This is a genomic window from Mesorhizobium sp. Mes31, assembly GCF_024519675.1.
In the GTDB taxonomy this organism is placed as follows: domain Bacteria; phylum Pseudomonadota; class Alphaproteobacteria; order Rhizobiales; family Rhizobiaceae; genus Mesorhizobium.
Genome location: NZ_JALJRL010000005.1, coordinates 94,004 through 116,522 on the forward strand (window position 1 = coordinate 94,004; position 22,519 = coordinate 116,522).

A 22,519-nucleotide genomic window follows, 5' to 3' on the forward strand; every position below is an offset into this window, starting at 1 on the left:
TAGCGCTTTCCCTTGGGGATTGCGTCAAAAAGATAGAAGTTGCCCCGGCGGCCAGCGCCGGCCGGGCTCCTCGTCGAACCCCGCGTCACAGACCGCTTCGGTCAATCACGAGATCGGCGGCGCCGAATCGGTCCCTTGCCGTCAATTGCTGGTGCCAATAGGGGTAGAGCAGCGGCGGCCGGCTGACCGCGTCCAGGCGGTTGCGTTCGTCGTCGGTGAGCACAAGGCCCGCGGCCGCGAGGTTGTCCTTGAGCTGGGCTTCGTTGCGCGCGCCGATCACCAGCGACGAGACCGCCGGCCGGCCAAGCAGCCAGGCCAGTGCTACCTGGGCCGCCGACACGCCGCGCTGCGTACCGATATCGACGAGGACATCGACGATGCGCCACAACCGGTCCTCGTCGCGGATCGGCGGCTCGGACCAGCCGGCGAGCTGTCGCGCGGTCGGGCTGTCGCGGCGGTATTTGCCCGACAGCAATCCTCCGGCGAGCGGGCTCCAGACCAGCACGCCCAGCCCTTGGTCGACCGCAATCGGCAGCAGCTCGTACTCCGCCTCGCGCGCCTCCAGCGTGTAGTGGATCTGCTGGGTGACGAAGCGCGGCTGGTGATGGCTATCGCTGATGGCGAGCCCCTTCATCACTTGCCAGCCGGAATAATTGGAGCAGCCGATATAACGGACCTTGCCTTGGGCAACCAGCGTGTCGAGCGCGGCGATGGTTTCTTCCAGTGGCGTCACTCCGTCCCACTCGTGCAGGAAGTAGATGTCGATGACGTCGGTCTTCAACCGCTTCAGGCTCTTCTCGCATTCGCGGATCAGGTGATAGCGCGACAGGCCTTCATCGTTCGGACCCTTGCCGATCCGCATCCGTGCCTTGGAGGCGATCAGCACGTCGCCCTTGCGCTTGCCGCCGAGGGCCTCGCCGATGATCTCTTCCGAGATGCCGTTCGAATAGACATTGGCGGTGTCGATGAGGTTGATGCCGGCGTCGATGCACAGATCGATCATCCGGCGCGCCTCCTCGAGGTCGGTCTTGCCGACTGCGGAGAAGGCACCGGCGCCGCCGAAGGTCATGGTGCCCATGGTCAGTGTCGAAACCTTCAAGCCGGAACGGCCGAGAGTACGGTATTCCATGTCAGTCCTCGCGATTGCATTGGGGAAAGTGATGCCGGGGAAGGCGCCCCGAATGTGGCTGCTATTTGTAGGACAATTTGCACGACTTGTCGCCATGCCACGACGCCCGATCGATCATGCCTCGTGGGATCTGCAGCGCGGCCTGGACCCTGGCCGACTGCAATAAAACCGTCATTGCCGGCCTATATCAAGTCGGCTCAGGGTCCTTTTCCTGCCGAGGCGAGGGCGCCTGCCAGGATCGCGGATGGCAGCTTGCATGCGGAGCAGCGCAGATGAACGAACCCACACTGAAATCCGGGGCCAAGGACTGGCTTGAAGCCGAACTCGCCGACACGCTCGACGAGGACTATGAGCTCGAAATGTCGGAGCCGGCACTGTCAATGGAGATCGCCAGGATCTACAAGAACGCCCATCCGCCATCGATCGATCGCATGCAATATTTTCGCGACCTGATCAGTCTGCAGTCCGAACTGATCAAGCTGCAGTCCTGGGTCGCCTATCACAAGAGGAAGCTGGTGGTGATCTTCGAGGGCCGCGATTCCGCCGGCAAGGGTGGCGTCATCAAGCGCATCACGCAGCGGCTCAATCCGCGCATCTGCCGTGTCGTGGCGCTGCCGGCGCCCACCGAGCGCGAGAAATCGCAATGGTATTTCCAGCGCTATGTCCCGCATCTGCCGGCCGGCGGCGAGATCGTGCTGTTCGACCGCTCCTGGTACAACCGCTCAGGCGTCGAGCGGGTGATGGGATTTGCCGAACCGGAACAGGTCGAGGAATTTTTCCGCGACGTGCCGGAGTTCGAGCGCATGCTCGTTCGCTCCGGCATCACCGTGGTCAAGTACTGGTTCTCGATCACCGACGAGGAACAGCAGATGCGCTTCCTGATGCGCATCCACGATCCGATGAAGCAGTGGAAGCTGTCGCCGATGGACCTGCAGTCGCGCGTGCGCTGGGAACAGTACACCAAGGCCAAGGAAGAGACCTTCGCCCGCACCAACATTCCCGAGGCCCCCTGGTTCATCGTCGAGGGCAACGACAAGAAGCGGGCACGGCTGAACTGCATCGACCATCTGCTCAAGCAGATGCCGTATGAAGAGGTGCCGCACGAGGAGATCACGCTGCCCGAGCGTGTGTTCAATCCCGAATACGAGCGCCAGACACTGCCGCGCGAGCTTTATGTGCCGGAGAAATATTGAGGTAGACGAAGCTGCGATCTCCCCCCTCGTGGGGGAGATGCCCGGCAGGGCAGAGGGGGGCGTGCGGGATTGCCAGCCTCTCCACAGCCTGTCGACGACGGTCGGAATGCAAAGTCGCTACGGATTGAAGCGCTGGAGGGACAGCGCCCCCCTCTGGCCTGCCGGCCATCTCCCCCACACGCGGGGGGAGATTAGGCTCTCCACCTAACCGCGCTTGATGACAACATGGGTGGCAAGCGCCGTCGCCACCTGTTCGGTGCACTGGTAGCCGAGCTTGGGCATGTCGAGGCCGGCAAAAAGGTTCTCGCCGGCCCCGAGCAGCACCGGCGAGATCGCCAGGTGCATCTCGTCGATCAGCTTTTCCTGCAGGTACTGGCGGATGGTGGCGACGCCGCCACCAACCCGCACATCCTTGCCCGCCGCCGCCGCCTTCGCCTGCTCGAGCGCCGAATGGATACCGTCGGTCACAAAATAAAAGGTCGTGCCACCTTCCATCGTGATGGGCGCCCGCTTGTGGTGCGTCAGTACGAAAACCGGCACATGGTAGGGAGGGGTGTCGCCCCACCAGCCTTTCCAGCTGTCGTCAGGCCATTCGCCGCGGATCGGCCCGAACATGTTGCGGCCGAGGATCCAGGCGCCGACATTTTCGAAACTGCGCGCCGCGAACGCCTCGTTGATATCGGTGGTGCCGCCATCTTGTCCGAGCACCATCTTACGGAAGGTGCGGGTATCGACAAACCACTTGTGCAAGGATTCCCCGCCGACGCCGAGCGGATTTTGCAGATCCTGATCGGGACCTGCGCCATAGCCGTCAAGCGACAGGGTGAATGCGTTGACACGCAGCTTGGGCATGAAGGCCTCCTCGACAACCGATCGTATTTTGCAAGCAGCTGTTTTTTAGCAAACTGATTGCAAAATGCAAGCGGTATTTTTTGGACACGAACAAGCCGAAAGCACCTGGTCCAACGACCTTCGCTCTGGTTTCCCAGCCGCTAGCCGGAAATTATCCTTGATGTCGAGGCGGATCGCCGGCATTTGCTCGCCGCGACCGGCCGTCCGCGAGAAAGGAAAGTTATCCCTTCAGCAGTTCCGCCACTTCAGGTGCGAAGTAGGTCAAAATGCCGTCGCAGCCGGCACGCTTGAAGGCGAGCAGCGATTCCAGCATCGCTTTCTCGCCGTCGATCCAGCCATTGGCGCCGGCCGCCTTGATCATCGAATATTCGCCCGACACCTGATAGGCGAAGGTCGGCATCTGGAATTCGTCCTTCAGCCGCCGGATGATGTCGAGATAGGGCATGCCGGGCTTGACCATCAGCATGTCTGCGCCTTCGGCGATGTCCTGCTCGGCCTCGCGCACCGCCTCGTCGGAATTGGCGTGGTCGATGTAATAGGTCTTCTTGTCGCCCTTGAGCAGGCCGGCGGTGCCGACCGCCTCGCGATAGGGGCCGTAGAAGGCCGAGGCGAATTTGGTTGCGTAGGACATGATCGCCACGTCCTGGAAGCCATTGGCGTCGAGCGCGTCGCGGATGGCGCCGATGCGGCCGTCCATCATGTCGGACGGCGCGATGATGTCGGCACCGGCAGCCGCCTGGATGACCGCCGCCGCCGCGACCTGTTCAACCGTTTCGTCGTTGACGATGATGCCGTCGCGCAAAATGCCGTCATGGCCGTGGCTGGTGAACGGGTCGAGCGCAGCATCGGTGATGATGCCGATCCCGGGCACGGCGTCCTTTATCGCGCGCGTGGCGCGGTTGATGACGTTGTCGGGGTCGAGGATGTGCGAACCGGTCTGGTCGCGCAGCGAGATGTCGACATTGGGGAAGGTGGCGAGTGCCGGAATGCCGAGCTTGGCCGCGCGTTCGGCCTCCTTGACGGCAAGGTCGATCGACAGGCGGAAGACGCCGGGCATGGCGGCGATCGGCTCTCGCACTTGTCTTCCGTCGACGACGAAGATCGGCCAGATCAGGTCGTCGACCGTGAGCCGGTTCTCCTGCACGAGGCGGCGCGACCAGTCGGTCTTGCGCATGCGGCGCAAACGACGGCTGCCGGTGATGTCGTCGACGCTGCGCGCGCCGGCTGGCTTTGTCGGGGTGAATTTGTTCATCGCCAAAACTCCAGATCGGCGGCTTTTACCACGAGCCCTTGCCGCTGACCAATGCGACACGTTTGTGCCAGCGATCCGGTCGCGTCCTATTTCGGTTGTCCATTGCCCGACAGGATCTGCGCCGCGCCCCTTATGGCGACGCGGAACGCCTCGTCGAAGCTCACCCCACGCACCTGCCAGCGATAGGTCTTGCCGGCCACGGCAACCCGCCAATCGGCGATCCACCCTAGCTCCTTGTCGCTCCAGACGATGCTGCCGGCAAGCGCCTGGTCGGCGCCTGCCTTTCGGGCGAGCCGGTCCAGACCTGCCATGTCGGCGGCGCGCTCGGCTTTCTCGTCCATGCCGGAAAGGAGCGAGGCCGGTGGAAATGCGATGTGCATCATGAGCGGGCCGGTCGCGTTGACGAAGGATTCGCGCATCGCCTGCCCTGGCGGGTCATCAGCCGTCAGCGCGAAATGCCTTGTACCTTGCTCGGCCGTGAGGAACAGCGCGAGCCGTGGCCGCTCGCCAAGCCACGGCTTGCTGCCGAGCTCGCCAAGCACTTTGTCGATGACCGCCGGCTTGTACAGGCAGGTGAGATCATGCGGCCGGTCGTGCGTGCCTTGCTCGTCATGCACCGGGATGCCTTCCAGCCTGTCATGATAGCGGAAGGAATCGACAAAGCTGCCGGCCTTGTCGCGCAGGCCAGCCATTTCGGGTTTCTTCGGCAGCCGCTGGTCGCCGGAAACCCTGACCAGCACCCGGTCCAGGCAGTCTTTGAAGCCGATCTGCCTGTTCACTTCGCCCTGGCCGGTGACGATGGTCTGCGACTGATAGAGCTCGTCGGACGTGGCGGCGAAAGCCGTGCGCGGTGCAAGGCCGGCGACCATTAGCGCGACAGTCAACAGCATGAGACGAAAAAATCCGGACATGGCCAACCGTCCCCCCGAACCCGTCGGCAGCGCACGGTATCGGCGTGTGGCTGGTAACGGCGGTCATCTTCGTAGCACCGGCTGCCGCCGGTCGCCAAGACAGCGGCCGACGGACTGCTGCCATTGACGCACCCATGCGCCGCCTTTAGCACTTCAGTCCCGCAGGCGCGGGGGAGGGATTCTCTGGCGATGGATTTTGGTGGAGGCGACGAAATTCGCTTCGAACGGTTGGGCAGGGCTGGCGTCGTCACGCTGACGCGGCCGCAGGCGCTCAATGCCGTGACGCACCGCATGGTCAAGGCGCTGGGCGAAGCACTGCATCGCTGGGAGCGCGACGACGGTGTGGATGTCGTGATCGTCAAGGCCGAGGGCAGGGCGTTCTCGGCCGGTGGCGATATCCTGCATATCTATGAAGCCGGCCGGGCTGGAAAGCCGCCGGTCGAGTTCTTCGCCGACGAGTATCGGCTCAACGCCCAGATCGCGCGCTTCAAGAAACCCTATGTGGCGCTCATCGACGGCATCGTCATGGGCGGTGGCGTTGGTATCTCCTTCCACGGCTCGCACCGGGTGATGACCGAGAATGCCCAGTTCGCCATGCCGGAGGTCGGCATCGGCTTTTTCCCGGATGTCGGCGCCAGCCATCTGCTGCCTGATCTCGGCGGCTCGTTCGGCATGTATCTGGCGTTGACCGGCAATCGCATCCGCTATGGTGACGCGCTGTGGTCGGGGCTGGCCACCCATACCATCAAGGCCGAGGACCAGGCCGGCTTCCTCGACCGGCTGACGCTGACCGGCGATCCCGAAACGGTGCTGCGCGGTTTCTTCGCTCAGGCGCAGCGCGAGACCGACAGCCCGACGCTACAGGCGATATCCAGCCATTTTGCGCAACCATCGCTCAAGGCCGTCATCGATAGCCTGGAGCGGGCGGCAGGCACCGATGATTTCGCGGCAAGGACGCTGGCGACGATCCGCACGCGCTCGCCGACCAGTCTTCGCGTCGCCTGGCGCCAGATCAGCGCCGGGCTGACACTGTCGATGGACGATTGCATGAAGATGGAGTTCCGCATCCTCAACCGGATGCTGGCCGGCCATGATTTCTACGAGGGCATCCGCGCCGCCATCATCGACAAGGGTTCGAAGCCGCAATGGCGGCCCGCCAGCCTCGGTGCGGTGAGCGAGGCGGATGTCGACGCCTATTTTGCTTCGCTCGGCGAACGGGAGCTCGAACTGTGAGCGAGGTGACCTCCAGACGCGTCGTGCTCCAGCCCTCGACGGTCGAGGTGATATTCGCCTGGTTCCAGCGCGTCATATCAGGCTACTGCCTGCTGTTCGGCATCTTGTACTGGATCAAGCTGATCGGTTTCTATCCGGGCTCGCTATGGCGTTTCGACCTGATGCCGGTGCACTGGCAGGTGGCGGCGGTGGTGCTGGCCGTGTTCTTCCCCTTCGCCGCTGCCGGCCTGTGGATGCTGGCCTCCTGGGGACCGGTGATCTGGTTCATCTGCGCGGTGACCGAGATCGTCATGTATGCCGGCTTTCCCGAGCTTTTCGGCTCCCGCCCGTTGATCGTCGTCTCGCACACGGCGGTGGCGGTGCTCTATATCGTCTTCCGCGTCGTCATCCATATGCAGAAGCGGCCGGTGCGAGGGTAAGGCCCGGTAGACGCCCGCGCGGTCTGACAGGCCGTGAATTCGGCCCCCGAGATCCTTGGCTAAATCTTTAGGTTAATTATCCTTGCTCGGGTGACCGTTCGTTAAGCCTCTTTCGAAACCTCTTACCGGTAAGCTCTTGTTAGCCCTAGCGTTTAAGTCGAATTTTATGAGTATTCGATAGTGTCGCGATCAAGGTGAAAAACAAAAAATCACCAGGGCGACAAACGAGAGGCAAAGACAATGATCAATTCGCGTCCGGCGGCGAAGACCGCCAACGTATCCGACGATCGCCGCGAGGCTATCCGTTCGCTGTACATGGAATCGCTGCAGCTTGTTGAGCGGCTGCACCGCCGCCTGCTTGACGTGATCAAGGACGAGTTCGACCGCAACGGCCGTTCCGACATCAATGCCATCCAGGCGCTGCTGCTGTTCAACATCGGCAACTCCGAGCTGACCGCCGGCGAACTGCGCTCGCGTGGCTATTATCTCGGCTCCAACGTCTCCTACAATCTGAAGAAGCTGGTCGATCTCGGCTTCATCAACCACCAGCGCTCGCGCATCGACCGCCGTTCGGTTCGTGTCTCGCTGACGCCGAAGGGCAACGAGGTGGCTGACGTCGTCGCCGGCCTTTATGAGCGCCATGTCGGCTCCATCGAGCAGGTCGGCGGCATCAACACCGACGAATTCAAGCAGATGAACCGCGCCCTGCAGCGGCTCGACCGCTTCTGGAACGACACCATCGCCTACCGGATGTAAGGCGCATCCGGCGCATCGGATCTGGCCCGCGCCAAAGAAGCGCGGCCGAAACAGCGACCTTCAGTCAGGGCCGGGGCCGAAAGCACCGGCCTTTTCTTTTTGGGTTTGCCGATTGTCGGGGTACGGCTGTCAGCGGACAGAACTTTGCGTGCTTGCCGTTGTCCCATCAATGGCTGGTAGTTCACTGGTGATGTCATGCAGCCGATCGGTACCGAAAGAGCACGGGTCTTTCATTTCGCCGCGACAGCCGGGCCAAATTCGGTCGGAAGCCACGTTGCCGCCATATTCCAATGGAACCGAGGATGCCGGTGATGCTGTGGTGAAAGCCGTGCCTTCACCCGGAACCCGTATCGTGCCTCGCGCGTTTGTGGCCGAACTGATGCGGACATGGTTGGTCAATTGTTAAGGTTGCCAACTCTAGAGTGCGGGCAAGATTGCCCGATAACCGAATGCAGTAGATCGAACGCTACAAGAATGTCTGGAACGTCCATGAGAACCAGCCGCCGTTTTTTCCTCTCCGGAGCCTCCGCGCTCGCAGCAGCGATGGTCGCCGGCGGCGCCAATGCGCAGGATGTGATCGGGGATATCCTGAAATCGTCGGCTCGCGGCAATTGGGACGATCAGTTCGACGCCCGCGCCAGCGAGGGCGGCAAGGTGGCCTCGACACTGCCGATTTTCAGCCTGCAGACCGTCGCCTTCACGGAGCAGGCGGTCGCGCAGTATCAGAATATCGTCGCGCAGGGCGGCTGGGTAGAGGTCCCCGCGACCAAGAAACTGGAACTCGGCGTCGATGATCCGGATGTCGTGCCGTTGCGCAAGCGTCTGATGGTTTCCGGCGACCTGGCGCAGAGCGCCGGAGTGTCAACGGCCTTCGATTCCTATGTCGACTCGGCGGTCAAGCGCTTCCAGTTGCGCCATGGCCTGCCGGCTGACGGCTCAATGGGCAAGTACACCTATGCCGCGATGAATGTCTCGGCGCAGATCCGGCTTGGCCAGTTGCAGACCAATCTGCAGCGGCTGAAGGAGAAGGCCGGCACGCTGGGTAGCCGCTATGTGCTGGTCGACATTCCGGCCGCGCAGGTCGAAGCGGTCGAGAACGACCGCGTCGTGCTTCGCCACACCGCGATCGTCGGCAAGATCGATCGCCAGACGCCGATCGTCAATTCCAAGATCAACGAAATCATCGTCAATCCTTACTGGAACGCGCCGGTTTCGATCGTGCGCAAGGACATCATTCCGCTGATGCGGAAGGATCCAAACTATCTGAAGGACAGCCATATCCGCCTGTTCGCTCCGGACGGCAGCGAGGTCGATCCGCTCAATGTCGACTGGTCGACCGACGACGCGGCGAAGTACCGCTTCCGCCAGGATCCGGGCGCGGGCAACGCGATGGCCTCGGTGAAGATCAATTTCCCAAGCCCCGACGGCGTCTACATGCACGACACCCCGCAGCAGAGCCTGTTCGGCAAGATGATGCGTTTCGATTCCTCGGGCTGCGTGCGCGTGCAAAATGTGCGCGACCTCGTCACCTGGATTCTGCGCGACACGCCCGGCTGGGATCGCCAGCATTTCGAGGCGGCGATCAAGACTGGCGAAAACACGCCGATCCAGATTACCAACCCGGTGCCGGTGCATTTCCTCTATCTCTCGGCCTGGTCGACAGGCCCGGGCGTTGTGCAGTTCCGCGACGACGTCTACGCGCTCGACGGCGCCAACGAGCTACAGATCACGTCGTCGCTCTAGCAGGCTTCTCGGTATCGCAAAGGGCCGCCTTCGGGCGGCCTTTTCTTTTTCCGGACGGACCGGAGCTGTTTGCGCATGGTCCGGAAAACACACGGAAGCGCGCCATGCAGGTCGCCGTCTTCATCCTGGTCGTGCTCGTCTTCGTCGCGGTTTCCGGCGCGCTGGTGCGCCTGGTGCGGGTGCCGTTGCCGGTGCTGCAGATTGCCATAGGCGCCGCACTCGCCTGGCCGGTGCGCGGCATCCATGTCGATATCGATCCGGATCTGTTCCTGCTGGTGTTCATTCCACCGCTGCTGTTCGCGGACGCCGTTGCCGCGCCGAAGCGCGAATTGATGGCGCTGCGCGGGCCGATCCTGGACCTTGCCATCGGGCTCGTCTTCTTCACCATCGTCGGTTTCGGCTATGCCTTGCACTGGCTGGTGCCGAGCATCCCTCTGGTCGTCGCTTTCGCGCTGGCCGCCGTACTGTCGCCGACCGACGCGGTCGCGGTGTCCTCGATCGTCGACAGGAACGTCGTGCCGGCGCGGCTGATGCACATCCTCGAAGGCGAGTCGCTGCTCAACGACGCATCGGGCCTCGTCATGTTCCGCTTCGCCGTAGCGGCGGCATTGACCGGAAGCTTCTCTTTCGCGGCGGCCTCGCTGAGCTTTCTCTATGCCGTGGCGGCCGGCATCCTGGCCGGCGTGGTGGCGTTGATCGTCGCCGCCAAGACGCTTCAGCTCTTGAGCCGGATCGGCGGTGTGCCGGCCGAGGCGCAGGTGCTTGTCATGATCCTGATACCCTTCATCGCCTATCTCGGCGCCGAACATGCCGGCGCCTCCGGCATCCTGGCGGCGGTTACCGCCGGCTTGCTCACTGGCGGCTCCGGCATTTTCCGCTATCTTGGCGTCTCGGCGCGCATGCAGACGATGTCGCTGTGGACGACGCTGTCCTTCGTCTTCAACGGCGCGCTCTTCATCCTGCTCGGCCTGCAACTGCCCGATATCATCCGCAACGTTCCGCCCGAACTCACCAGTCGGCATTGGCTGCTGGAGCCGGTCGCCACGGTCCTGGCTCTGACGCTATGCCTGATCGGCCTGCGCTTGCTGTGGATCTGGATTGGCGATATCGCGCAGGCAATTGCCGCGCGGCTGGGCAAGCGCAAGGCCAAGGCGTTCGGCCTGCGCGTCCGGCTCGCCGGTTCGGTGGCAGGCGTGCGCGGCGCCGTCACACTGGCCGGCATCCTGTCGTTGCCGCTCGCCATGCCGGACGGTTCGCCGTTTCCGGCGCGCGATGTCGTCATCTTCCTCGCAGCCGGCGTCATCATCTGCTCGCTCACCATCGCCAGCCTTGCCTTGCCGAAGATCGCGCGCGGGCTGGTGGAACCGGGCGCGGACCCGGCTGCGGCCGAAGAGCGCCGGGCGCGTGTCGGCGCGGCCAATGCGGCCATCGCCAGGATCGAGAGCATCGCCAACGACGCAGGCGAGGGCGAGGTGGCGGAGGCCAGGCTGGCCGTCGCCGACAGCATCGTTGCCGGCTACCGGCGACGCATCGCCGCCTCCGACGAGGCCGACGAAGCGCGCGCCGAGGCCCGCGAAGCCGGCAAGCTGGAGCTCGAACTCAGGATCGCCGGCATCGAGGCGGAACGCACCGCGGTCCGGGCAATGTTTCGCAGCCGCGAGATCAACGATCATACGATGCGGGCCCTGTTTTCCGAGATCACCCTTACCGAAGCTTTGCTGAAGGGCCGGGAAAAAAGGAAATAGCGGTCTGGCGGCCCTTCTGCCGCAAACCGGCCAGCAAATTTCGCGCTGCAAACGTGGCGAGGCGAAAGCAACTGTGTTAATGGCGCGGCGAACCCAAAGCATGTCGCCCAAAAGTGTGCAGCGGTTTTGGGCTCAACAAAGATCGACCCCCGAACCCCGAGGATTTCAAGCCATGGCAACAGCAGCGGCAGTGTCGAACAAATTCGAATCCTTCTTCGAAACCACGCTTGCCGATGCCGATCCGGAGATTTTTGGCGCCATCCGCAACGAGCTCGGTCGCCAGCGCCACGAGATCGAGCTGATTGCCTCTGAAAATATCGTCTCGCGCGCCGTGCTCGAAGCGCAGGGGTCGATCATGACCAACAAATATGCCGAGGGCTATCCGGGCAAGCGCTACTATGGCGGCTGCCAGTTCGTCGATGTGGCCGAGGAACTGGCCATTGAGCGGGCGAAAAAGCTCTTCGGCTGCAACTTCGCCAACGTCCAGCCAAACTCCGGTAGCCAGATGAACCAGGCGGTGTTCCTGGCGCTGCTGCAGCCCGGCGACACTTTCATGGGCCTCGACCTCAATTCCGGCGGCCATCTGACCCACGGTTCGCCGGTCAACATGAGCGGCAAATGGTTCAAGGTCGTCTCCTACGGCGTGCGCAAGGATGACCATCTGCTCGATATGGACGCCATCGAGAAGACCGCCCACGAGACCAAGCCGAAGCTGATCCTGGCCGGCGGCACCGCCTATTCGCGCGTCTGGGACTGGAAGCGCTTTCGCGAGATCGCCGATGCGGTCGGCGCCTACCTGATGGTCGACATGGCTCACATCGCCGGTCTCGTCGCCGGCGGCGTGCATCCGTCGCCGCTGCCGCACGCGCATGTGGTCACGACCACCACGCACAAATCGCTGCGCGGTCCGCGTGGCGGCATGATCCTGTGCAACGACGAGGAGATCGCCAAGAAGATGAACTCGGCGGTGTTCCCCGGCCTGCAGGGTGGCCCGCTGATGCATGTCATCGCCGCCAAGGCGGTTGCCTTCGGTGAAGCGCTGAAGCCGAGCTTCAAGGTCTACGCCGAAAGCGTCGCCGCCAATGCCAAGGCGCTGGCCGCAAGCCTGAAGGAAACCGGGCTCGACATCGTCTCCGGCGGCACCGACAACCATCTGATGCTGGTCGACCTGCGCCCCAAGAACGCCACCGGCAAGCGCGCCGAGGCAGCGCTCGGCCGCGCCAACATCACCTGCAACAAGAACGGCATTCCGTTCGACCCGGAAAAGCCTTTCGTCACCTCGGGCGTGCGTCTCGGCACGCCGGCCGGTACCACGCGAGGCTTCGGCCAGGCCGAGTTCCGCGAGATCGGCAAGCTGATCGCCGAAGTGCTGGACGGTCTCAAGGTCGCCAACTCCGACGAGGGCAATGCCGCTGTCGAAGCGGCGGTCAAGGCCAAGGTGATGGCGCTGACCGACCGCTTCCCGCTCTATCCCTATCTCGGCTGACGAGACTTGCGGTCTCGCCGCCTTGTCACGACGACAGGTGCCGTCGCGGCAAGGCGGGCGTGACCGACAGGGGCCTCGATGGATGCGCATGCCGCTGGCGCCGACCTTTGCGGTCATCGCTCTGCTGGCACCAAGGGCAATCCCGCCGGCTTTCGCGAGGCCTGTCTGGCCGGGGTGAAGACCATCCCCGCCTGTCTCGCCTTCCTCGGCGCCTGCTGCCTGTTCATCGACAAGGTGGACTACCGGCTGGCCGTGCCTGGCGGCATCGCCGTCCGGCTGATGGCGGCTCTCGCAATTTTCCTTGCGCCTCGCTATCTCTGAGGCGCGGAGGGCTGTGCATGCTTTGCCATCGTTGTAAAAAGCACTAAGCCTTTCGTCCCACGAGATTCGCGAACCCAAGGCTCTCCATGCGCTGTCCCTATTGCCAGTCCGAAGATACGCAGGTGAAGGATTCGCGCCCCGCCGAGGATGGCGCGGCGATCCGCCGGCGGCGTGTCTGCCCCGATTGCGGCGGCCGCTTCACCACCTTCGAGCGCGTCCAGCTACGCGACCTCGTGGTGGTGAAAAAGTCCGGCCGAAAAGTGCCGTTCGATCGCGACAAGCTGCTGCGCTCGGTGGAGATCGCCGTGCGCAAGCGCAATGTCGATCCGGAGCGCATCGACCGCGCGGTGACCGGCATCGTGCGCCAGCTCGAAAGCTCCGGTGAAACGGAAGTGGCCTCCGGCGAAGTCGGCCGGCTGGTCATGGAAGCACTGAAGTCGCTCGACGATGTCGCTTATGTGCGCTTCGCCTCGGTCTACCGCAATTTTCGCGAGGCCAAGGATTTCCACGAGTTGCTCGGCGAGCTCAAGGGAGACGAAGTGAAGGGCGAAGAGGACGCCAGCTGAGCATGACCGCAAGCGACAAGACCGGACAGGCCGCCCTTGATCGCCGTTTCATGGCAGCGGCGCTCAGACTGTCGCGGAAGAATGCCGGGCGCACCTCGACCAATCCTTCCGTCGGCACGCTGATCGTGCGCGATGACGGCGCCGGGCCGATGATTGTCGGCACCGGCGTCACCGCGGTCGGCGGCCGTCCGCACGCCGAGACCGAGGCCCTCGCCGAGGCGGGCGAACTGGCGCGTGGCGCCACCGCCTATGTCACGCTGGAACCTTGCGCCCACCATGGCCGGACGCCGCCTTGCGCCAACGCGCTGGTCAATGCCGGTGTCGCGCGCGTCGTCGGTGCCGCCAGCGATCCCGATCCACGCGTGTCCGGCAAGGGCTATGCGATCTTGCGCGCGGCGGGCGTCGAGGTGGTCGAAAAGGTCCTGGCGGTGGAAGCCGCCGAGCAGATGGCCGGCTATCTGATTCGATCATTGAAAAAACGGCCCGAAGTGATTCTCAAGCTTGCACTTTCCAGCGACGGCAAGATCGGCAGGGAAGGCGAGGGGCAGGTGTCGATCACTGGTGATATCGCCCGTCGCGAGGTGTATCTGATGCGGGCCGAGGCCGATGGCATACTGGTCGGTATTGGCACCGCGCTGGAAGACGATCCGGCACTGACGGTGCGGCTGCCCGGACTGGAGAACCGTTCGCCGGCGCGCATCGTGCTCGACAGGCAGATCAGGTTGCCGGAGGCCTCCAAGTTGGTTTCCGGCGTTGACCGTGTGCCGCTCTATGTCGCCGCTTGCCTGGAAGCCGATTCGCTGCGGCGGGCAGCACTCGAACGCGCCGGCGTGCGCTTCATCGGCACCGAAACACATGAAGGCGGCGTCGCGCTGCCGGAGCTGTTCGAGGATCTCGCCGCGCTCGGCATGGCAAGTGTTCTGGTCGAGGGTGGCGCCAGGGTGGCCAAGGCTTTCCTGGCCGATGAGCTGGTCGACCGCATCGTGCTGTTCCAGGGGCCCGAAGCGATCGGCGATGACGGCATTGCATCACCGATCGACGTTGACCATATCCCGGCAGGATTTCGCAAGCTTCGCGACATGCGTTTCGGCGAAGACAGCTATGCAGAGTGGGTAAGGGATATCTAGATCATGATCCCGAAAAGTGGGAACCGCTTTTCGGATAGGATCATGGTCAAACAGAAAGATAGGATCGGATGTTCACCGGGATTGTCACCGATGTCGGCACTGTCGCGGCCGTCAAACCGCTCAGGGAGGGGGTGGGGCTGCGCATCGACACGGCCTATGACCCCGAGACCATCGCCATCGGTGCTTCGATCTCCTGCGGTGGCGTCTGCCTGACGGTTACGGCCTTGCCCGACAGCGGCTCGAACGCGCGCTGGTTCGAAGTGGAGGCCTGGGAAGAGGCGCTCAGACTGACGACCGCGATAGGTTGGAAATCGGGCACGCGGATCAACCTGGAGCGGGCGCTGAAGATCGGCGACGAACTCGGCGGTCACATCGTTTCGGGTCATGTCGACGGCATGGCCGAGATCATCGAGCGCAAGGATGAGGGCGATGCCGTGCGCTTCACGCTGGAGGCGCCGCGCGACCTGGCGAAATTCATTGCGCCCAAGGGTTCGGTCGCGCTCGATGGCACCTCGCTCACCGTCAACAGGGTGGAAGGCATGCGCTTCGACGTGCTTTTGATCCACCACTCGCTGACCGTGACGACCTGGGGCGAGCGCAAGGTCGGCGACCGCGTCAATCTCGAGATCGACACCATGGCCCGCTACGCGGCACGCCTGATGGAGGCCGCGAAGGAAGGTTTGTAGTGACCAAATGGCGGATGCGCTGAGAGCCTTTCCAAGGTAGGAAATTGATCAACGATCCTGAGAACCTTGTCTTTGAAGGCGTCAGACACCTCGATAGTTCAAAGACCTATAAAGATCTGCTCTCGGATAATGTCGAAGAGCAGATCAGGGCGATTCTAAGCATATCATGGAATGACGACTGGCATTTTGCGCAGGATGTTTGCTTTAAGTATGCACGCCATCATAATTCTCATGTGCGCAAAATTTCCATTATCGGATTGGGTCACGTCGCGCGAATCCATGGCGCAATCGATATGGATTCTGTTTTGGCGCTTGTCGGCGATCTTCGCCGGGCCGGACTTGATCCCGGCTCCATCGAAGAAATGTTTGATGACATCATGGTCTTTATCGCGCGGCAGGGCCGACGACCAGTGTAGGTCGACGGCAACCTGCTTAGAACGCTGAACTTGCGCTTGTTAGCGAAGCTGATCGCAGACGAGGAATTTTGAGCGGTTGCCTGGAATTTCGACCCAGGGTCACCTTCGGAAAGCTTGCGAACTTGTCGGCTTCGGCCTAAGTCACCGGCTCCGCCGGAAACGTGAGCCAAAATGCCCAGGAACAAGAAACTCAAACTGCTGATCATTGAAGCGCGCTTCTATGACGATCTGGCGGATGCGCTGCTCGACGGCGCCAAGGCCGCGCTCGACGAGGCAGGCGCCAAATACGATGTCGTCACCGTGCCGGGCGCGCTGGAAATTCCGGCTGTGATCTCATTTGCGCTCGACGCCGCCGAAGGCGAAGGTGCAGAGTATGATGGGTACGTTGCGCTCGGCACCGTGATCCGCGGCGAGACACATCATTTCGACATCGTCGCCAACGAATCAGCGCGCGCCCTGATGGATCTGTCCGTGCAGGAGGCCATCTGCATCGGCAACGGCATCCTGACCACCGAGAACGACGAACAGGCCTGGACCCGCGCCCGGCGCACGGAAGGCAACAAGGGTGGGTTTGCGGCCCGCGCCGCACTGACCATGATCGCGGTGAAGAAACGGCTCGGAGCCTGAACGGCGTGACGCAATCCGGAGACAAGGACCGACCACCGGTGCGCCAGGCCAACAAGCGTGGCGCTGCCCGTCTGGCTGCCGTGCAGGCGCTCTACCAAATGGATGTCGCCGGCAGCGGTGTCTTCGAGATCACAGCCGAATACGAGGCCTTTCGCCTCGGCAAGGAAGTTGACGGGGCGCTCTACCGCGAGGCCGATGCGCAATGGTTTCGCGCCATCCTTGCCGGTGTCGTCGAGAACCAGAAGACCGTCGATCCGATCATTCGCCAGGCGCTGACCGAGGACTGGCCGCTGTCGAGGCTCGACTCGACACTGCGTGCCATCCTGCGCGCCGGCGTCTACGAGCTGATGAAGCGCGAGGACGTGCCGGTGGCCGTCATCGTTTCCGAGTATGTCGACATTGCCAAGGCCTTCTACGAGGAAGACGAGCCGAAGCTGGTCAATGCCGTACTCGACCGCGTGTCACGCCGGGTGCGTGGCGAAGGGCGCGGCAAGGACGCATCATGACGGCAATCGCCGTCGAGGCAGGCAAGGAGGCGCGTCGCACCGCGTTGATCCTCGCCGCCTCGCAGGCGATCGTTGGCTCGGCTGCGCCCATCGCCATCTCCATGGGTGCGCTGGCCGGGCAATATCTGCTTGCCGCCGACAAGTCGCTGGCGACGGCGCCGATTACCGGTTTCAACCTCGGCGTGGCGCTCGGCGCGCTCCCGGCAGCGGCCATCATCCGCAGGCTGGGCCAGCGCGGCGGTTTCATGACCGGCACTGTCGTTACCGCGTTTGGCGGGCTGGTCGCCACCCTGGCGCTTTTCCATGACAGCTTCTGGCTGTTTGCCTTCGGCCTGCTGCTGATCGGGATCGGCGGCGCCTTCGTCCAGCAGTTCCGTTTTGCCGCCGCCGACAACGCGCCGCCGGCGTTCAAGGCGCGCGCCATCTCTTTCGTGCTGGCCGGCGGTATTGTCACCGCCATTCTCGGGCCGCAGATCGTTATCTTCACCCGCGAATTGTTCGCCCCCGTGATGTTTGCTGGCTCGTTCGCTTCCATCCTGCCGCTGGCCGCGGTCGGCGCCATCGTCCTGTCGTTCCTGCGACTGCCGGCGAAGGCAACAGGGAAAGCGGAAATCGCCGACAGCGACGCCAGACCGTTGGCTGAGATCGTCACGCGGCCGCGTTTCGTCGCCGCATTGTTCTGCGCGGTCGGCAGCTACGCGCTGATGAGCTTCGTCATGACCGGCGCCCCGCTGGCCATGGTTGGCTGCGGCCTGTCGGAGGACGATGCGACGCTGGGCATTTCCTGGCACGTCATGGCCATGTTCGCACCGAGCTTCTTCACCGGCTCGCTGATCCATCGCTTTGGCGCCGAGCGCATCGTGGCCATCGGCCTGATCCTGTTGATCGGCTGCGCCATTGTCGCCTTGTCGGGTCTGGCACTGTGGCAATTCTGGACAGCGCTGATCCTGCTCGGCCTTGGCTGGAATTTTGGCTTCATCGGCGCTACGGCGATGGTGGCGGCCAGCTACCGGCCGTCGGAAAAGGGCAAGGTGCAAGGCTTCCACGACTTCGTCCTGTTCGGCTCCGTGGCCTGCGCTTCGCTGATGTCGGGCATGGTCTACAACGCCTGGGGCTGGGAGATGCTAAACTGGATGATCTTTCCGGTCACCGTTCTGTGCTTCGTGGCCCTCGGCGCGCTGAAGCTGACGGGCACTCGCAAATCCGACGCCTGATCCCCGATCGCTTTGCTTGACACGATGCTGTCAGGATGGACTCGGCGAAGGCCCCGCCGCGCGAACAAAATTATTGCGCCGATCCCTGTTCTTATGAAACCGTATGCCCCGACTGCGCGTTTGGGCCATGCTCATATGCGGCCACCGAATTTCGGTTCATTGCAAGGGGATTTCACAATGTTTTCAATCAAGGCTCTGGCCGGCGCTGCGCTTGCGCTCGGCATCACCGCTGCCTCCGCGAGCGCCCAGGTGGTTGTCTCCTCGAAGATCGACACCGAGGGTGGTGTGCTCGGCAACATCATCCAGCTCGTTCTCAACGCCAACAACATCAAGACCACCGACCGTATCCAGCTCGGCGGCACGCCGGTGGTGCGCAAGGCGATCACCGCCGGCGAGATCGACATCTATCCCGAATACACCGGCAATGCCGCCTTCTTCTTCGAGAAGGCCGACGACCCGGTCTGGAAGGATGCCGCCAAGGCCTATGAGACGGCCAAGAAGCTCGACTATGACGCCAACAAGATCGTTTGGCTGTCGCCGTCGCCGGCCAACAACACCTGGGCGATCGCGCTGCGCAAGGAGGTTGCTGAAACCAACAAGCTCGCCACGCTCTCCGACTTCGGCAAGTATGTCGCTGGCGGCGGTCAGGTGGTGCTGGCGGCTTCCGCCGAGTTCGTCAATTCGGCGGCAGCACTTCCGGCCTTCCAGACCACCTATGGCTTCACGCTGAAGCCCGAGCAACTGATCACGCTCTCCGGCGGCGACACGGCGGCGACCATCGCGGCGGCCGCTAACCAGACCAGCGGCGCCAACGCCGCCATGGTCTACGGCACCGACGGCGGCATCGCGCCGTCCGGCCTCGTCGTGCTCGACGACGACAAGGGCGTGCAGCCGGTCTACCAGCCGGCGCCGATCATCCGCGAAGCGGTGCTCAAGGAACATCCCGAGATCGAGACGCTGCTGAAGCCGGTCTTCGCCAAGCTCGACCTCGTCACGCTGCAGGAACTGAACGGCCGCGTCCAGGTCGGCGGCGAGCCGGTCAAGGGCGTCGCCGAAGACTTTCTGAAGAAGAACGGCTTCCTGAAGTAGAGCGATTTCCGGCGCGCCGCATTCGTGGCGCGCCGGATCGATTGACGGGGGAGGGCGTGCCTATCCGCTTCGACAAGCTCGGCGTGGTCATTGCCGCGATAGCAGCCTACGCGGCTTTCGCCGCGCCCTTTGCCACGTTCCGTGCCAACCGCATCGTTCCAGGCCAGGCGCGTTCGATTCTCGAAGCGTTGCCGCCAGCGACCGGGCCGTTGCTGCTCGCCATCGTTGTCGCTGCCGCACTTGTCGCGCTGTTCAAGACGCCGCTGCTGCTGCGCCTTGCCGCCAGCGCAGCGGCACTTGCCGCGCTCGCGCTGCTGATCGGCGTCGCCGGCACATTTCTCACGCCTGCCGGCAACACCTTTGCGAGAATTTCGCCGGCCTCCGGCTTCTGGATCCTCACCTTTGCTTTCACGCTCTTGCTGGCCGACGTTCTGACGAGGCTGGAGCTTTCGCCTTGGGCACGTGTCGGCGTGCTTGTAGTGGCTGGCGCGGCGGTCGCTCTGCTGTTGATTTCGGGAAGCTGGAACGACCTGTCCATCCTCAAGGAATACGCCAACCGCGCCGACAGCTTCTGGGCCGAAGGTTCCAAGCATGTGACGCTGGCACTCGGTTCGCTGCTTGCCGCCGTGATCGTCGGCCTGCCGCTCGGCATCCTTTGCCATCGCGTCGAGAGGCTGCGTGCGAGCGTGCTCAACGTGCTCAACATCATCCAGACCATTCCCTCGATCGCGCTGTTCGGGCTATTGATCGCGCCACTCGGCTGGATCGCGTCACATGTGCCGGGGGCTGCGGCGCTCGGCATTCGCGGCATCGGCACCGCGCCGGCTTTCGTCGCCTTGTTCCTCTATTCGCTGCTGCCGGTGGTAGCCAACACGGTGGTCGGCCTCGCCGGCGTGCCGCTCGCCGCCAATGACGCTGCCCGGGGCATGGGCATGACCGACAGGCAACGCTTGTTCGGCGTCGAGTTTCCGCTGGCCTTTCCGGTGATCCTCACCGGCATCCGCATCGTGTTGGTGCAGAACATCGGCCTTGCCACCATTGCCGCGCTGATCGGCGGCGGTGGCTTCGGCGTGTTCGTCTTCCAGGGCGTTGGCCAGACGGCGATGGATCTGGTGCTGCTCGGCGCCCTGCCGACCGTCGCGCTCGCCTTCGCCGCCGCCATCATCCTCGACGCGGTGATCGAAATGACCTCTACCAGACGACGCGAGGCAAGCCCGGCATGATCGAGATCGAAGGCATTACCAAGCGCTACGATGCGACAACGGTGGTCGACGACGTCTCTATGGTCATCGAGCCACGCACCATCGCCGTCATCGTCGGCACCTCCGGCTCAGGCAAGACGACGCTGCTTCGCATGATAAACCGGTTGGTCGAGCCGACCGCTGGTGTCATCAAGCTCGACGGCGCCGATAACCGCTCGCTGCCTGGCTATAGACTGCGCCGCAGCATCGGCTATGCCATCCAGGGCCATGGCCTGTTTCCGCATCGCACGGTGGCGCAGAACATCGCCACCGTGCCGGTTCTGCTCGGCTGGGACAAGGCCCGCATCAAGGCCCGCGTCGACGAGCTGATGACGCTCTACCAGCTCGATCCCGAGGCGTTCGGCCCGCGCTATCCGCACGAGCTTTCCGGTGGCCAGCAGCAGCGCGTAGGCGTTGCCCGCGCGCTTGCCGCCGAGCCAAACGTGCTGTTGATGGACGAGCCGTTCGGCGCCCTCGACCCGATCATCCGCACCAAGGCGCAGGAAGACCTGCTGACGATCCAGAAGCGCTTCGGCACCACCATCATCCTCGTCACCCATGACATGGAGGAGGCTGTGCATATGGGCGACAAGATCGCCGTGATGGATGCCGGCAAGCTTGTGCAATACGCCAAGCCCGCCGAAATCCTGGCCAAACCAGCCAGCGCTTTTGTCGAAACCCTGGTCGGCGCCAGCGAGCGGCCGTTTCGGCTGCTTTCACTCGGCCGGGTCCGCGACGCGGTGGAGAAGGGCACCGCCGAGGGCGAGGCGATCCCCGGCGATGCCAGCCAGCGCGATGCGTTGGCGGAATTGCTGTGGTCGGGCCGGCCGGCGCTGCCGGTGAAAGGCGCCGACGGCAAGTCGCTCGGCCGCGTCACCCTCGACGGTCTGGTCAAACGCTCGGCGAGGCCGGCATGAAAGCCTGGCTTCCGGCCCTGCTGCGATTGGCCCTGGTCGTGCTGCTCGTCGCCTTCCTCACCAATCCCGGCTTGTTCGAACCGCTGCTGAAGCCGCTGACCGAGAACAATGCTCCGGTGATCTATAACCAGGGCAGCCTGCTGACCTTGACGCTGTTGCATTTGCGTATCGTGCTGATCGCCACAGTGGCGGCAACCATCGTTGCGGTGGCACTTGCCATCCTGGTCACCAGGCCTGCCGGTGCCGAGTTCCTGCCGCTGTCGCGCAGCCTGGTCAATATCGGCCAGACCTTTCCGCCGGTGGCGGTGCTGGCGCTTGCGGTGCCGGCGGTCGGCTTCGGCGAAAAGCCGACACTGATCGCGTTGTTTCTCTACGGCCTGCTGCCGATCTTCGAGAATGCGCTGACCGGCCTGACGACGCTGCCAGCCAATGTGATGGAGGCGGCGCGCGGCGCCGGCATGACCGGTTGGCAAAGGCTGGTCAAGGTCGAGCTGCCGCTCAGCGCCCCGATCATACTCGGCGGTATCAGGCTGTCGGTTGTCATCGGCCTTGCCACCGCCACCATCGGCTCGACCGTGGCCGCCAAGACGCTGGGCGAGGTGATCATTGCCGGGCTGTTGTCCAACAATCTCGCCTTCATCCTGCAGGGCGGCCTGATCGTGGCGGCACTTGCCGTGCTCATTTATGACGGGCTGTCGGCGGTCGAACGCTACACCGCGCGCCGCATGGGCAGGGAAACGATGTAGTTTACGACCTCACGTGCGTGGAACTGGGCCAGCAAAGGGCTAATCAACGAAGCCGAGTGCAAGGAAGCCGGATTGATACTACAGCACGAGGCATCGGCATGCCGCCTGATCTAACCTGGCCGACGGACGAGCAGGTCGCACGGTGGCTGGGACGCCGAGCGGCTGCGCTTTCAGGGCCGCGACAAGCCCTTTAGCGGCGGGCACGGCCGGTCCTTAAAGCAATTCAATCGGTTTGCACGAAAGCATTACGGCGAAAGCCGGGCAAAAACCGAACAATATCTTGACGTTCCGAGCCCTGTTTCGCATACACCGCTGCGAAGGGTCGGATTCCGCCCGCGGAATCC

Annotated in this window: 23 protein-coding genes; 19 read left to right on the plus strand and 4 right to left on the minus strand. The window is 63.4% G+C overall.

Annotation, left to right across the window (positions count from 1 at the left end; genetic code table 11):
• Positions 1 to 85: 85 nt before the first annotated feature.
• Positions 86 to 1,129: an aldo/keto reductase gene (locus tag NR193_RS10395; RefSeq protein ID WP_256750766.1), complete on the minus strand. Its 1,044-nt coding sequence runs from the start codon at positions 1,127 to 1,129 to the stop codon at positions 86 to 88.
• 272 nt (positions 1,130 to 1,401) lie between these two features.
• Between NR193_RS10395 and ppk2 the strand changes: the two genes are divergently transcribed.
• Complete coding sequence (gene ppk2 / locus NR193_RS10400; RefSeq protein WP_256750767.1) at positions 1,402 to 2,322, plus strand: polyphosphate kinase 2; 921 nt, start codon at positions 1,402 to 1,404, stop codon at positions 2,320 to 2,322.
• Between the two features lie 204 nt (positions 2,323 to 2,526).
• On the opposite strand, the gene NR193_RS10405 is transcribed toward ppk2, so the two are convergent.
• The 3 genes from NR193_RS10405 to NR193_RS10415 form a co-directional block, all read right to left on the minus strand.
• Positions 2,527 to 3,174: a dihydrofolate reductase family protein gene (locus NR193_RS10405; protein ID WP_256750768.1), complete on the minus strand. Its 648-nt coding sequence runs from the start codon at positions 3,172 to 3,174 to the stop codon at positions 2,527 to 2,529.
• Between the two features lie 220 nt (positions 3,175 to 3,394).
• Positions 3,395 to 4,426 (minus strand): porphobilinogen synthase, encoded by a 1,032-nt coding sequence (gene hemB, locus NR193_RS10410; protein ID WP_256750769.1) that lies wholly within the window; start codon positions 4,424 to 4,426, stop codon positions 3,395 to 3,397.
• Between the two features lie 86 nt (positions 4,427 to 4,512).
• Complete coding sequence (locus NR193_RS10415; RefSeq protein ID WP_256750770.1) at positions 4,513 to 5,337, minus strand: DUF2066 domain-containing protein; 825 nt, start codon at positions 5,335 to 5,337, stop codon at positions 4,513 to 4,515.
• 189 nt (positions 5,338 to 5,526) lie between these two features.
• Between NR193_RS10415 and NR193_RS10420 the strand changes: the two genes are divergently transcribed.
• The 18 genes from NR193_RS10420 to NR193_RS10505 all read left to right on the plus strand — a co-directional run bounded on the left by NR193_RS10420 (position 5,527) and on the right by NR193_RS10505 (position 22,175).
• Complete coding sequence (locus NR193_RS10420) at positions 5,527 to 6,570, plus strand: enoyl-CoA hydratase/isomerase family protein (RefSeq protein WP_256750771.1); 1,044 nt, start codon at positions 5,527 to 5,529, stop codon at positions 6,568 to 6,570.
• Positions 6,567 to 6,989, plus strand: a complete 423-nt coding sequence (locus NR193_RS10425; protein ID WP_256750772.1) for a DUF6163 family protein — start codon at positions 6,567 to 6,569, stop codon at positions 6,987 to 6,989. Before NR193_RS10420 ends, NR193_RS10425 begins: the two co-directional genes overlap by 4 nt.
• Positions 6,990 to 7,229: 240 nt before the next feature.
• Positions 7,230 to 7,745 (plus strand): transcriptional regulator LdtR, encoded by a 516-nt coding sequence (gene ldtR, locus NR193_RS10430; RefSeq protein ID WP_013896002.1) that lies wholly within the window; start codon positions 7,230 to 7,232, stop codon positions 7,743 to 7,745.
• A 489-nt stretch (positions 7,746 to 8,234) separates the two neighbouring features.
• The gene (locus NR193_RS10435) at positions 8,235 to 9,488 is read left to right on the plus strand and encodes a murein L,D-transpeptidase (RefSeq protein ID WP_256750773.1); all 1,254 of its coding nucleotides are present in this window, start codon (positions 8,235 to 8,237) and stop codon (positions 9,486 to 9,488) included.
• A gap of 104 nt (positions 9,489 to 9,592) precedes the next feature.
• Complete coding sequence (locus NR193_RS10440) at positions 9,593 to 11,233, plus strand: Na+/H+ antiporter (RefSeq protein ID WP_256750774.1); 1,641 nt, start codon at positions 9,593 to 9,595, stop codon at positions 11,231 to 11,233.
• Positions 11,234 to 11,405: 172 nt separating this feature from the next.
• Positions 11,406 to 12,719 carry a serine hydroxymethyltransferase gene (gene glyA / locus NR193_RS10445; protein WP_091578113.1) on the plus strand — a complete coding sequence of 438 codons (1,314 nt, stop codon included), beginning with the start codon at positions 11,406 to 11,408 and terminating at the stop codon, positions 12,717 to 12,719.
• A gap of 78 nt (positions 12,720 to 12,797) precedes the next feature.
• The gene (locus NR193_RS10450; RefSeq protein ID WP_256750775.1) at positions 12,798 to 13,040 is read left to right on the plus strand and encodes a hypothetical protein; all 243 of its coding nucleotides are present in this window, start codon (positions 12,798 to 12,800) and stop codon (positions 13,038 to 13,040) included.
• Positions 13,041 to 13,126: 86 nt separating this feature from the next.
• Entirely contained in the window at positions 13,127 to 13,606 is a 480-nt protein-coding gene (nrdR, locus tag NR193_RS10455; protein WP_256750776.1) for a transcriptional regulator NrdR, read from the plus strand.
• 2 nt (positions 13,607 to 13,608) lie between these two features.
• Positions 13,609 to 14,733, plus strand: coding sequence for a bifunctional diaminohydroxyphosphoribosylaminopyrimidine deaminase/5-amino-6-(5-phosphoribosylamino)uracil reductase RibD (ribD, locus tag NR193_RS10460; RefSeq protein ID WP_256750777.1), 1,125 nt, complete (start codon positions 13,609 to 13,611; stop codon positions 14,731 to 14,733).
• Between the two features lie 68 nt (positions 14,734 to 14,801).
• Positions 14,802 to 15,419, plus strand: coding sequence for a riboflavin synthase (locus NR193_RS10465; protein ID WP_256750778.1), 618 nt, complete (start codon positions 14,802 to 14,804; stop codon positions 15,417 to 15,419).
• Between the two features lie 44 nt (positions 15,420 to 15,463).
• Positions 15,464 to 15,835, plus strand: coding sequence for a hypothetical protein (locus NR193_RS10470; protein WP_256750779.1), 372 nt, complete (start codon positions 15,464 to 15,466; stop codon positions 15,833 to 15,835).
• A 171-nt stretch (positions 15,836 to 16,006) separates the two neighbouring features.
• Positions 16,007 to 16,462, plus strand: a complete 456-nt coding sequence (locus tag NR193_RS10475) for a 6,7-dimethyl-8-ribityllumazine synthase (RefSeq protein ID WP_256750780.1) — start codon at positions 16,007 to 16,009, stop codon at positions 16,460 to 16,462.
• Between the two features lie 5 nt (positions 16,463 to 16,467).
• The gene (gene nusB, locus NR193_RS10480) at positions 16,468 to 16,968 is read left to right on the plus strand and encodes a transcription antitermination factor NusB (protein WP_256750781.1); all 501 of its coding nucleotides are present in this window, start codon (positions 16,468 to 16,470) and stop codon (positions 16,966 to 16,968) included.
• Complete coding sequence (locus tag NR193_RS10485; RefSeq protein ID WP_256750782.1) at positions 16,965 to 18,182, plus strand: MFS transporter; 1,218 nt, start codon at positions 16,965 to 16,967, stop codon at positions 18,180 to 18,182. Before nusB ends, NR193_RS10485 begins: the two co-directional genes overlap by 4 nt.
• A gap of 177 nt (positions 18,183 to 18,359) precedes the next feature.
• Entirely contained in the window at positions 18,360 to 19,271 is a 912-nt protein-coding gene (locus tag NR193_RS10490; RefSeq protein ID WP_091578125.1) for an ABC transporter substrate-binding protein, read from the plus strand.
• A gap of 56 nt (positions 19,272 to 19,327) precedes the next feature.
• Entirely contained in the window at positions 19,328 to 20,494 is a 1,167-nt protein-coding gene (locus tag NR193_RS10495; protein ID WP_256750783.1) for an ABC transporter permease, read from the plus strand.
• A complete protein-coding gene (locus NR193_RS10500) occupies positions 20,491 to 21,429 on the plus strand; it encodes an ABC transporter ATP-binding protein (protein WP_256750784.1) in 939 nt (312 codons plus the stop codon). Before NR193_RS10495 ends, NR193_RS10500 begins: the two co-directional genes overlap by 4 nt.
• The gene (locus NR193_RS10505; RefSeq protein ID WP_256750785.1) at positions 21,426 to 22,175 is read left to right on the plus strand and encodes an ABC transporter permease; all 750 of its coding nucleotides are present in this window, start codon (positions 21,426 to 21,428) and stop codon (positions 22,173 to 22,175) included. Before NR193_RS10500 ends, NR193_RS10505 begins: the two co-directional genes overlap by 4 nt.
• Positions 22,176 to 22,519 lie beyond the last annotated feature (344 nt).

Excerpts from the sequence above, each read along its gene's own strand:
- NR193_RS10420 (WP_256750771.1), top strand. The coding sequence starts at position 5,527 with ATGGATTTTGGTGGAGGCGACGAAATTCGCTTCGAACGGTTGGGCAGG.
- NR193_RS10405 (WP_256750768.1), bottom strand. The coding sequence starts at position 3,174 with ATGCCCAAGCTGCGTGTCAACGCATTCACCCTGTCGCTTGACGGCTAT.
- ldtR (WP_013896002.1), top strand. The coding sequence starts at position 7,230 with ATGATCAATTCGCGTCCGGCGGCGAAGACCGCCAACGTATCCGACGAT.
- NR193_RS10435 (WP_256750773.1), top strand. The coding sequence starts at position 8,235 with ATGAGAACCAGCCGCCGTTTTTTCCTCTCCGGAGCCTCCGCGCTCGCA.
- ppk2 (WP_256750767.1), top strand. The coding sequence starts at position 1,402 with ATGAACGAACCCACACTGAAATCCGGGGCCAAGGACTGGCTTGAAGCC.
- hemB (WP_256750769.1), bottom strand. The coding sequence starts at position 4,426 with ATGAACAAATTCACCCCGACAAAGCCAGCCGGCGCGCGCAGCGTCGAC.
- NR193_RS10490 (WP_091578125.1), top strand. The coding sequence starts at position 18,360 with ATGTTTTCAATCAAGGCTCTGGCCGGCGCTGCGCTTGCGCTCGGCATC.
- NR193_RS10500 (WP_256750784.1), top strand. The coding sequence starts at position 20,491 with ATGATCGAGATCGAAGGCATTACCAAGCGCTACGATGCGACAACGGTG.
- NR193_RS10395 (WP_256750766.1), bottom strand. The coding sequence starts at position 1,129 with ATGGAATACCGTACTCTCGGCCGTTCCGGCTTGAAGGTTTCGACACTG.
- NR193_RS10475 (WP_256750780.1), top strand. The coding sequence starts at position 16,007 with ATGCCCAGGAACAAGAAACTCAAACTGCTGATCATTGAAGCGCGCTTC.
- glyA (WP_091578113.1), top strand. The coding sequence starts at position 11,406 with ATGGCAACAGCAGCGGCAGTGTCGAACAAATTCGAATCCTTCTTCGAA.
- ribD (WP_256750777.1), top strand. The coding sequence starts at position 13,609 with ATGACCGCAAGCGACAAGACCGGACAGGCCGCCCTTGATCGCCGTTTC.
- NR193_RS10465 (WP_256750778.1), top strand. The coding sequence starts at position 14,802 with ATGTTCACCGGGATTGTCACCGATGTCGGCACTGTCGCGGCCGTCAAA.
- NR193_RS10440 (WP_256750774.1), top strand. The coding sequence starts at position 9,593 with ATGCAGGTCGCCGTCTTCATCCTGGTCGTGCTCGTCTTCGTCGCGGTT.
- NR193_RS10485 (WP_256750782.1), top strand. The coding sequence starts at position 16,965 with ATGACGGCAATCGCCGTCGAGGCAGGCAAGGAGGCGCGTCGCACCGCG.
- NR193_RS10450 (WP_256750775.1), top strand. The coding sequence starts at position 12,798 with ATGGATGCGCATGCCGCTGGCGCCGACCTTTGCGGTCATCGCTCTGCT.
- nrdR (WP_256750776.1), top strand. The coding sequence starts at position 13,127 with ATGCGCTGTCCCTATTGCCAGTCCGAAGATACGCAGGTGAAGGATTCG.
- NR193_RS10505 (WP_256750785.1), top strand. The coding sequence starts at position 21,426 with ATGAAAGCCTGGCTTCCGGCCCTGCTGCGATTGGCCCTGGTCGTGCTG.
- NR193_RS10415 (WP_256750770.1), bottom strand. The coding sequence starts at position 5,337 with ATGTCCGGATTTTTTCGTCTCATGCTGTTGACTGTCGCGCTAATGGTC.